This window comes from Streptomyces sp. UH6, from assembly GCF_013421635.1.
In the GTDB taxonomy this organism is placed as follows: domain Bacteria; phylum Actinomycetota; class Actinomycetes; order Streptomycetales; family Streptomycetaceae; genus Streptomyces; species Streptomyces abyssomicinicus.
The window spans coordinates 1-9,184 of sequence record NZ_JACADT010000133.1 but is presented as its reverse complement, the minus strand read 5'-3'; the positions used below and the strand labels follow the sequence as shown (position 1 = coordinate 9,184).

Annotated in this window: 9 protein-coding genes and 1 pseudogene; 2 read left to right on the top strand and 8 right to left on the bottom strand. The window is 71.9% G+C overall.

Going from position 1 to position 9,184, the window contains the following annotated elements; all coding sequences use genetic code 11:
• Positions 1–197: 197 nt before the first annotated feature.
• Complete coding sequence (gene nucS, locus HW445_RS10140; protein WP_180220697.1) at positions 198–869, bottom strand: endonuclease NucS; 672 nt, start codon at positions 867–869, stop codon at positions 198–200.
• 252 nt (positions 870–1,121) lie between these two features.
• On the opposite strand from nucS, the gene HW445_RS10135 reads away from it, so the two are divergent.
• Positions 1,122–1,511 carry an SCO5389 family protein gene (locus tag HW445_RS10135; protein ID WP_151771210.1) on the top strand — a complete coding sequence of 130 codons (390 nt, stop codon included), beginning with the start codon at positions 1,122–1,124 and terminating at the stop codon, positions 1,509–1,511.
• 191 nt (positions 1,512–1,702) lie between these two features.
• On the opposite strand, the gene HW445_RS10130 is transcribed toward HW445_RS10135, so the two are convergent.
• Complete coding sequence (locus HW445_RS10130; RefSeq protein WP_180220696.1) at positions 1,703–2,728, bottom strand: LLM class flavin-dependent oxidoreductase; 1,026 nt, start codon at positions 2,726–2,728, stop codon at positions 1,703–1,705.
• 254 nt (positions 2,729–2,982) lie between these two features.
• Between HW445_RS10130 and HW445_RS10125 the strand changes: the two genes are divergently transcribed.
• On the top strand, positions 2,983–3,327 hold the full coding sequence (locus HW445_RS10125; protein WP_180220695.1) for an ATP/GTP-binding protein: 345 nt from the start codon (positions 2,983–2,985) through the stop codon (positions 3,325–3,327).
• A gap of 17 nt (positions 3,328–3,344) precedes the next feature.
• Here HW445_RS10125 and HW445_RS10120 read toward each other — a convergent pair whose 3' ends face one another.
• From HW445_RS10120 to HW445_RS10095, 6 genes and pseudogenes are all read right to left on the bottom strand, one after another.
• Complete coding sequence (locus HW445_RS10120) at positions 3,345–4,160, bottom strand: ABC transporter permease subunit (RefSeq protein WP_180220694.1); 816 nt, start codon at positions 4,158–4,160, stop codon at positions 3,345–3,347.
• The gene (locus HW445_RS10115) at positions 4,157–5,209 is read right to left on the bottom strand and encodes an ABC transporter ATP-binding protein (RefSeq protein ID WP_180220693.1); all 1,053 of its coding nucleotides are present in this window, start codon (positions 5,207–5,209) and stop codon (positions 4,157–4,159) included. Before HW445_RS10115 ends, HW445_RS10120 begins: the two co-directional genes overlap by 4 nt.
• A gap of 132 nt (positions 5,210–5,341) precedes the next feature.
• The gene (locus tag HW445_RS10110) at positions 5,342–6,109 is read right to left on the bottom strand and encodes an ABC transporter permease subunit (RefSeq protein ID WP_180220692.1); all 768 of its coding nucleotides are present in this window, start codon (positions 6,107–6,109) and stop codon (positions 5,342–5,344) included.
• Between the two features lie 2 nt (positions 6,110–6,111).
• The gene (locus HW445_RS10105; RefSeq protein ID WP_180220691.1) at positions 6,112–7,065 is read right to left on the bottom strand and encodes an ATP-binding cassette domain-containing protein; all 954 of its coding nucleotides are present in this window, start codon (positions 7,063–7,065) and stop codon (positions 6,112–6,114) included.
• A gap of 136 nt (positions 7,066–7,201) precedes the next feature.
• Entirely contained in the window at positions 7,202–8,134 is a 933-nt protein-coding gene (locus tag HW445_RS10100) for a cellulose-binding protein (protein WP_151771203.1), read from the bottom strand.
• 183 nt (positions 8,135–8,317) lie between these two features.
• Positions 8,318–9,184 (bottom strand): annotated as a pseudogene (locus HW445_RS10095) (hypothetical protein); the annotation flags it as partial.

Genomic DNA, 9,184 nt, shown 5'->3' with positions numbered 1-9,184 from the left:
CCAGGTCTCACCGTCCCTGACGGGCCCGCCCGGGCCGGACCCCTCGCAGACGCCCCCCGTCGCCTGAGGCGTCCCGGCACCGACCGCGCACACGCACTCCGCCCCCCACGGCGACGAACCGTGGGGGGCGGAGTGCGTGTGCGCGGAACCGGCCGCGCCGGGACGGAGACCGGCGTCACGCCGGGACGGAGCCGGCGTCAGAACAGGCGGAGCTTGTCGTCCTCGATGCCGCGGAGAGCGTCGTAGTCGAGGACCTGGCAGGCGATGCCCCGGTCCGTCGCCAGCACCCGCGCCTGTGGCTTGATCTCCTGCGCCGCGAACACCCCCCGCACCGGCGCGAGCAACGGGTCGCGGTTCAGCAGCTCCAGATAGCGCGTCAGCTGCTCGACGCCGTCGATCTCACCGCGCCGCTTGATCTCCACGGCCACGGTCCCGCCCTGCCCGTCCCGGCACAGGATGTCGACCGGCCCGATCGCCGTCATGTACTCGCGGCGGATCAGCGTGTAGCCCTCGCCCAGCGTGTCGATGCGGTCGGCGAGCAGTTCCTGAAGGTGCGCCTCGACGCCGTCCTTGATGAGGCCCGGGTCCACGCCCAGCTCGTGCGAGGAGTCGTGGAGGATCTCCTCCATCGTGATGATCAGCTTCTCGCCCGCCTTGTTGACCACCGTCCAGACGCCGGCGTCGTCGCCCGTGCCCTCCTTGAGGGCGCACGGCGGCGACATCCAGTTCAGCGGCTTGTAGGCGCGGTCGTCCGCGTGGATCGAGACGCTCCCGTCCGCCTTGACCAGGATCAGGCGGGGAGCGGACGGCAGATGTGCGGTGAGGCGCCCCGCGTAGTCGACGGAGCAGCGGGCGATGACAAGACGCATGGTCCGCAACGCTACTCGACCCACGGCGCTCGACGCGATTCGCCCCGGGAGCTCCCTGTGCGGTTCTGGCTGATTGTGTGCGGAACGCGGCGATGCGAAATCGGACAAGTACGCCGTCTCCTGGTGCGGGGGACCCGGAGGTGCCTACCGTAGTGAACGGGCGGTTGTGGCACGGGTACGCAGCGTGTCCGACGCCCGCCGTCCCGTACCGTCCGGCAACCCCTTCGCCGAGGGGGTGCGAGAGGAGAACTCATGTCGCTCGACGTCTCACCGGCCCTGCTCGAACAGGCCGAGCGAGGCGAGGTCGACGAAGCGGCTTTCGTCGACTGCGTCCGGACCTCCCTGCCCTACGCATGGGAGATGATCAGCTCACTGGTGGCCCAGCTCGAGGTGGACGGCGGACCGTTCGCCGACAACCAGACGCCGCCGCCGGACGAGCAGGCACGGGGTCAGCTCCTGCGCGCGCTCGCCAGCGACGCGATCCGGGGAGCCCTGCAACGCCACTTCGGTGTGCGCCTCGCCTTCCAGAACTGCCACCGCGTCGCGGTGTTCCCGCTCGACGGGAGCGAGGAGCGGCTGGCCCGCTTCACCTCGGTGCGCGCGCAACTCCTCAACCAGTCGCCGGAACTGCGGGACTGCTGACCTTCATGAGGCACGGTCCGACGTCCCGGCGGGGGCGACCACCCTCCCGCCAGGACGCCGGACCGCACCCCGCGCCGCCGGCATCCCGCCCGCGGAGCCGGCCGTCACACCGGTCCCGGTCGTGGCGCACCTCGTCACGCGCTCCGTCCCGCCCACCCTCGCACCCTGCGTGCCGTCCGTCGCCCCGCACGTCACACCAGGCGCGGCAGAACCTCGCCGCCGAGCCGCCGGAGGTTCTCCTCGGTGGCCGCGAGATCACCCGACCCCTCCGTGAGCAGGGCGAACCGCCGGATCCCGGTGCGCTCCGCGGTGGCCGCGAGCCGGTCGGCGCACAGGCGGGGCGTGCCCACCGGATGCAATTGGCAGAGCATCTCCGTGTAGGCGTGGGGATCACGCATCGCGCGCACCCGGCCGTCCACCGTCACATGCGCGGCAAGGCCCTGTTTCAGCCAACCCGGCATGGACTTCAGCAGCGTCTCCCTGGCGTCTTCCGGCCGGTCGGCGATCTGGCAGAGACCCGCCGAGACGTGGGCCGCCGAGCGGACGGCCTCCTCCGGCCGGCCCGCCGCCCGCGCGTGCTCCTGCCAGGCCCGCACCATGGCGGCCTTCTCCTCGTCCCCGGCGTGCATGCCCAGCAGCATCGGCAGTCCGCGCTCGCCGGCCAGCCGGACGCTCGCCGGGGAGGTGCAGGCGACCACGACCTCGGGGGCGGCACCGCCCTCCAGCGCCTCCGACGGCCGGGGCACCACCGGCACCTCACGGAACGGGAAACGGCCGTCCCCCGCCACCGAGGGCTCGCGCAGCCAGCGCAGCAGCAGGTCGAGGGAGTCGGGGAAGCCCCGCTCGTACGCCTCCAGGCCGGCGCCGAAGACCTCCAGGTCCACCCAGGGGCCGCCGCGCCCCACCCCCAGCGAGAAACGCCCGCCGGAGGTGATGTGCAGCAGCGCGGCCTGCTCGCCCAGGGCCACGGGGTGCGCGGTGGGCAGTACGCTCACCGCGGTACCCACCCGCAGCCGCCGGGTCCGGCCCAGCAACGTCGCCGCGAGGGTCACGGCCGAGGGGCAGACGCCGTACGGGACGAAATGGTGCTCGGCCAGCCACACCTCGGCGAGCCCGGCCTCCTCGGCGACCTCGGCGGAGCGGACCGCGCGGTGCAGCGGCTCCCCGTGGCCCTGGCCCGGGAACTGGGCGGCGACGATGAAACTTCCGACGTGCATGGGCACTTCCTGCTTTCCTGGCTCCCGGATCGGAGCTCCCCCACGCGGCATAACCGCCTGACACGTGCCGAGGTCACGGGCGGATCCAGGAATTGGCCGATTGTCTGCAGAATGGGTCGCCCGTGTTCCCGAGGCGGAGCGGAGGTGTCGTGTCCGGTCGGGTGACGCGCCTCCCGGCGGTCCGGCCCGACGTCCGCGCGGGGCCGCGTAGGCTTGTGCGGGTCCCAGCCCGCACCCGTCCCGTGAGGTGAACCGTGTCCCCGCGCCGCAACCGACCCAAGGGCCCCGCCGGAGGGAACGGACGGGGCGGTCCCCTCGAGGACGACGAGGGCGGCGGTCGGTACGGCGGCTGGCAGTCCTCGGAGAGCTGGCAGGGCGAGGACTGGAGCGTGCGGCACGTCGCCGGGTCGAGCGCCGCGGGGAAGACCTACCGCTGCCCGGGCTGCGACCAGATGATCCCCTCCGGCGTCCCGCACGTGGTGGCCTGGCCCGCCCACGCCGGCGTCGACGACCGCCGCCACTGGCACAAGGCGTGCTGGAACGCCAGGGACCGCCGGTCCACGAGGTCCCAGCGGTCCCGTAACGCGCCCCGGTACTGAACCGGGGCGGGGCGTGCCTACACGTCCCGGTTGGCCTGGACGGCGAAGGCCCCGGCGCACGCCAGGACGGTCAGTGTCGCGAGCAGCGCGATCTGGGCGCCCCCGGTGCCGGTGGACCGGTCGCCCTCGAAGATCAGCGACAGGGCGTTGATGGCGTTGTAGTCGCTCATCACCTGCGCGACGTCCGCCAGGCCGTCGTTGAAGAGCAGGAAGGCCGGCAGGATCGCCGGGACCAGCAGGACGCCCAGCATGGTGGTGATGGCGCCGGCCGAGTGCCGCATCATCGAGCCCACCGCGAGCGCCAGCACGCCCATCAGCGACACGTAGAGCGCGCCCGTGAAGACGGTCGGCAGCCAGTTCGCGTTGGTCCGCGCGCCCACCGTGATCTGGGCGTAGAGGCCGACCGCGGCGATCGCCACCGCGGCGGTCACGAACGCCACCGCGAAGAACACCAGGATCTTCGCCGCCAGTACGCGGTGCCGCTGCGGGGAGGCGGTGAAGGTGGTGCGGATCATCCCGGTGCCGTACTCGGAGGACACCACCAGCACGCCCAGCGACACCAGGCACATCTGGCCGAGCAGCAGGCCGAAGAAGGCGGGCATCGTGTACGGGGTGTTGAGGTAGGTGTCCGCGCCGATCAGCCCGGCCATCATGCAGCCCAGCAGGATCACCAGCGCCAGGAAGACGCCCAGCGTCCACATGGTGGAGCGCACCGAGCGGATCTTGGTCCACTCCGACGCGAGCGCATGGCCCAGGTGCGTCCGGCTGATCGGGATGGGGGAGACGTAGGAAGGGGCCGGGGCGGCCTGGCCGGTGATCGGCTGGGTGGTCATCGGGCGTCCTCGGTGAGGGTCGGGCGGTCGGAGGCGTGGACGGGCTGCCGCGGCGGGGACCAGCCGGGCTCGTCGTCCCATCCGTCGGCCCGGCCCGGGGCCGGCTCGGGCCGCATGCCGATCTGCGGGTCGGCGGTGGAGCGGTAGTCGACCATGCCCTGGGTCAGGCGCATGTACGCCTCCTCCAGCGAGGCGTGGTGCGGGGACAGCTCCCACAGCCGCACCCCGGCCTCGTGGGCGACGTCGCTGATCCGCGGCAGCGGCAGGCCGGTCACCCGCACGGCGCCGTCCTGCTCGGGCAGCACCTGCGCCCCGGCCGCGGTCAGCGCCGCGGTGAGCTTCTCGCGCTGCCCCTCGTCGGTGTCCGGCACCCGGACCCGGGCGAAGCCCGCCGAGTTGGCGGCGATGAACTCCCGCACGCTCATGTCGGCGAGCAGCCGCCCCCGGGCGATGACGACCAGGTGGTCGGCGGTCAGGGCCATCTCGCTCATCAGGTGCGAGGAGACGAAGACGGTGCGGCCCTCGGCGGCCAGCGACTTCATCAGGTTGCGCACCCAGAGGATGCCCTCCGGGTCGAGACCGTTGACCGGCTCGTCGAAGAGCAGCACCTGCGGGTCGCCCAGGAGCGCGGCGGCGATGCCCAGGCGCTGGCCCATGCCCAGCGAGAAGCCCTTGGTGCGGCGGCCCGCCACCTCGGAGAGGCCGACGAGCTGGAGCACGTCGTCCACCCGGTGCGCGGGGATGCCGGAGAGCTGGGCGATGCTCAGCAGGTGGCGGTAGGCGTCCCGGCCGCCGTGCACGGCCTTCGCGTCCAGCAGCGCCCCGACGTGACGGGGGGCGTTGGGCAGGCGGCGGTAGGGGTAGCCGTTGACGGTCACATGGCCCGACGTGGGCGTGTCCAGGCCGAGGACCATCCTCATGGTCGTCGACTTGCCGGAGCCGTTGGGCCCGAGGAAACCGGTGACCATGCCGGGGCGCACCTGGAAGGAAAGGTCGTCCACGGCGGTCTTGTCGCCGTAGCGCTTGGTCAGGCCAACTGCCTCGATCATGCTTCACCCATCGTTCGGCACCGCGTTGTGGTGGCCGGGGCGCCATGCCTCCGACAGGGTTAGGAGACCATCAGCGGGGGCCGTGGTTCCAGAGCGAAGGCAGGAAAATCGTTCTGCGTCGCTTTTGTTCCCTTACGCGTCGCGCCGCCTGAGCAGCAGGTAGCCGCCGGCGAGGACCACCAGGCACCACAGCGCCATGATCCCGAGGCCGCCCCACGGACCGTAGGGCACGTCGTCGCCGATGGTCACCACCTGCATCACCCGGGCCCCCGCCTGGTCGGGCAGGTACTGGCCGACCTTCTTGGTCGCCTCCACCGTGCCGAGGATGGGGGAGAGCAGGAAGAACAGCGGCATCAGCACGCCGAGCGAGAGCATCGGCGAGCGCAGCATCGCGGCCACCCCCATCGAGAAGACGGCGATCAGCGTCATGTACAGCGCGCCGCCGACCACCGCCCGCAGCACTCCGTCCTCGCCGAGCGACGTCCGGTGCGGGCCCAGCACGGCCTGGCCCAGGAAGAACGCGGCGAAGGCGGTGACGAGTGCGACCACGAAGGCCGGCGCCGTCGCCACGGCCAGCTTGGAGCCGTAGAACACCCCGCGCTGCGGCACCGCCGCCAGCGAGGTGCGGATCATGCCGGTGCTGTACTCGTTGGAGACCACCAGGACACCGAAGACGATCATGGCGAGCTGACCGAGGCTCATCCCGGCGAAGCTGATGAAGGTCGGGTCGAAGGTGAGCCGGTCCCGGGCGGGCATGTTGCCGAACTCGCGGCGGGTGAGCCAGGAGATCAGCACGCCGAGGGCGACCGTCACCACCAGGGCGACGGACAGCGTCCAGACGGTGGAGGCCACCGACCGGATCTTGGTCCACTCGGAACGGACGACCTGCGCGACGGCCATGCTCATCCCTTCTTCCAGCCGGCGCCCCAGGACGCCTGCTCGTCGGCCGCCGGGCCGCTGTGCGCGTGGTACTCGACGGACTCCGCGGTCAGCCGCATGAACGCCTCCTCCAGCGAGGCCTGCTGCGGGCTCAGCTCGTGCAGCACCAGGGCGTGCCGGGCGGCCAGCTCGCCGACCTGCTCGGCGGCCACCCCGTCGAGTTCCAGCACGTCACCGGTCTCCATCGCGGTGATGCCGGCGGAGCGGAGCACGTCCAGGAACCGTTCCCGGTCGGGAGTGCGGACGCGGACGTAGGAGCGCGAGTTCTGCCGGATGAAGTCCGCCATGGACATGTCCGCAAGGAGGCGGCCCTGGCCGATGACGATCAGGTGCTCGGCGGTCAGGGCCATCTCGCTCATCAGGTGCGAGGAGACGAAGACGGTGCGGCCCTCGGCGGCCAGACGCTGCATCAGGGTGCGGATCCAGTGGATGCCCTCGGGGTCGAGGCCGTTGACCGGTTCGTCGAACATCAGGATCCGCGGGTCGCCGAGCAGCGCGGCGGCGATGCCGAGGCGCTGGCCCATGCCCATGGAGAAGCCCTTCGCCTTCTTCTTCGCCACGGTGGTCAGACCGACGACGTCCAGGACCTCGTGCACCCGGCGCTCGGGCAGGCCGTTGCTCTGGGCGAGGCAGAGGAGGTGGTGGTAGGCGCTGCGCCCGCCGTGGTTGGCGGTGGCGTCGAGCAGGGCGCCGATGGACTTCAGGGGATCGCGCAGCTGCGCGTAGTGGCGGCCCTCGACGCGGACGTCGCCGGAGGTGGGATGGTCCAGGCCGAGGATCATGCGCATGGTGGTGGACTTGCCGGCGCCGTTGGGGCCGAGGAAGCCGGTCACGATGCCTGGACGTACCTCGAACGTCAGCTCGTTCACGGCGACCTTCTCGCCGTACCTCTTGGTCAGCCCCTCCAGCGAAATCATGGCCCCCACGGTAGGGGGGCGGGAGGTGCGCTGCCACCGGAACCGGGGCTTCGGCACCGCCGTTCGCCCCGGCACGCGGAAGGCCCGCACCGCGGGGGCGGTGCGGGCCTTGCGAACGGACTGTCGGGCCGTCGGGTCAGCGGGTCTGCTGGGCCGGGACCGTGCGGGCCGGCTCCTCGTCGGCGGGGGAACCCGCCGCGGCCACCGCGGCGCCCGTGAGCGTCGCCAGCATCTCGCGCACGTTGGTGAGCTGGGCGTTGATCGAGTCGCGGCGGTTGGTCAGCGCCGCCAGCTCCCGCTCGGATTCCGAACGGATCCGGTCCGCCTTGGCGTTCGCGTCGGCCACGATGTCCTCGGCCTGGCGCTGCGCGGTCTCCACCGTCTGGCGGGCGCGGCGCTCGGCGTCGGTGCGCAGCTTCTCCGCCTCCAGGCGCAGCTGCTCGGCGCGGTGCTCGATCTCGGCGAGACGCTTCTCCGCCTTGGCCTGACGCGAGGCGAGGTCCCGCTCCGACTGCTCCCGGCGCTTGGCGAGGTTGGTCTCGAAGTCGGCGGCGGCCTGCGCGGCCTTGGCGCGGGTGTCCTCGAAGAGGGCGTCCGCCTCCTCACGCTTGGCCTGCGCGTCCCTCTGCGCGTCGGAGCGCAGCTGGGACGCGTCCGACTTGGCCTTCTCGACGATCCGCAGACCCTCGTCCTCCGCCTTGGCCTTGCGCTCCGACGCGTAGGACTCCGCGTCGTTGCGCACCTGCTGGGCGGCGGCCTCGGCGAGCTCCCGGTGCTGCTCGGCGGCGCGACGGGCCTCCTCGCGCAGATCCTTCGCCTCCTCCTCGGCGAGACGGAGGATCTTCTCGACGCGGGCGCCGAGACCGGCGTAGGACGGCTCCGACTCGTCGGGCTGCGCCTGGACGTTCTGCGTCTCGAGGTGGAGCTCCTCGATGCGCTTCTCCAGCGCGGTGATGCGGGCGAGCGCGCTGTCGCGGTCGGAGACGAGCTTCGAGATACGTTCGTCCACCTGAGCGCGGTCGTACCCACGCCGGACCAGTTCGAAGCCGTAGGGGGAAGTGTCGCTCATGGGGTTCCTGTCGAATGAGACCGGTGAGGTGATAGGGGGAATCCTAGGCTGCTGGGCGGCGTGTCATCGAGCGGAAAGCCCGATTCATCGGGAGAATGCCGCCCGTTTTAGGGGGAAATCGCCGGTCCTGGTGCGGGTTACAACGGTGGGACCGTCCCAAGGACACCGAAATTCACCCTCCGGTCAGTTGTCGGACGACTTGCCACTCGATCGGGTGTTCCCCGCCGAAGCCCCCGCCTTGACGCCGGCGTCCTTCGCCGGGCTCGGCGCCTCGAAAGACTCCAACGCCTCCAGTACGTCCTGGACACGGGAGATCTCGGCGTTGATGTCCTCGCGGCGACGCACCAGGACCTCGAGTTCCCGCTTGCCCTCCTCGACGGTCCGCTCGGCCTCGGCGACAGCCTCCGCCTTGATCTTCTCGGCCTCGGCGACCAGCGAGGCCTTCTTCTGCTCGGCCTCCTTGAGCAGCACCTCGGCCTTCTTCACCGCGGCGATGCGCACCTTGCCGGCCTCCGAAGCGGCCTCCGCCATGACGTCCTTGGCCTTGGCCTCCGCCTTCGCCAGCTGCTCCTCGGCGGCCTTGATCAGCGCGTCGCAGCGCTCACCGGTGGACTTCATGGTCTCGGCGGCCTCGTGGCGGGCCCGCTCGTGCAGCTCCTCCACCTCGGCCGTGATCCGGTCGCGCAGCTCCTCGGCCCGCTCACGGATCGAGGTGGCGTCCCGGCGGGTGCCGGCCAGCAGCTCGTCGGCGTCCTTGCGGGCCTTCTCCACCAGGGAGTTGCCCTCGACGGTCGCCTCGGAGACCAGCCGCTCCGCCTCCTTGCGGGCGGCGCCGACCATGGTGTCGGCCTGCGCCTCCGCGTCCGCGGTGGTCCGCAGCGCCTGCTGCTGCGCGTCGGCGAGCAGCTTGTCGGCCTCGGCGGCCGTCTCGGAGATCAGCGTGTCGACCTGCTCGGCCGCCTCCGAACGCCGCTTGTTGGCGTCCTGACGCGCCTCGTCCAGGGTGCGCCCGGCCTCCTCGCGGGCCGCGGCGGTGAGCCGCTCGGCCTC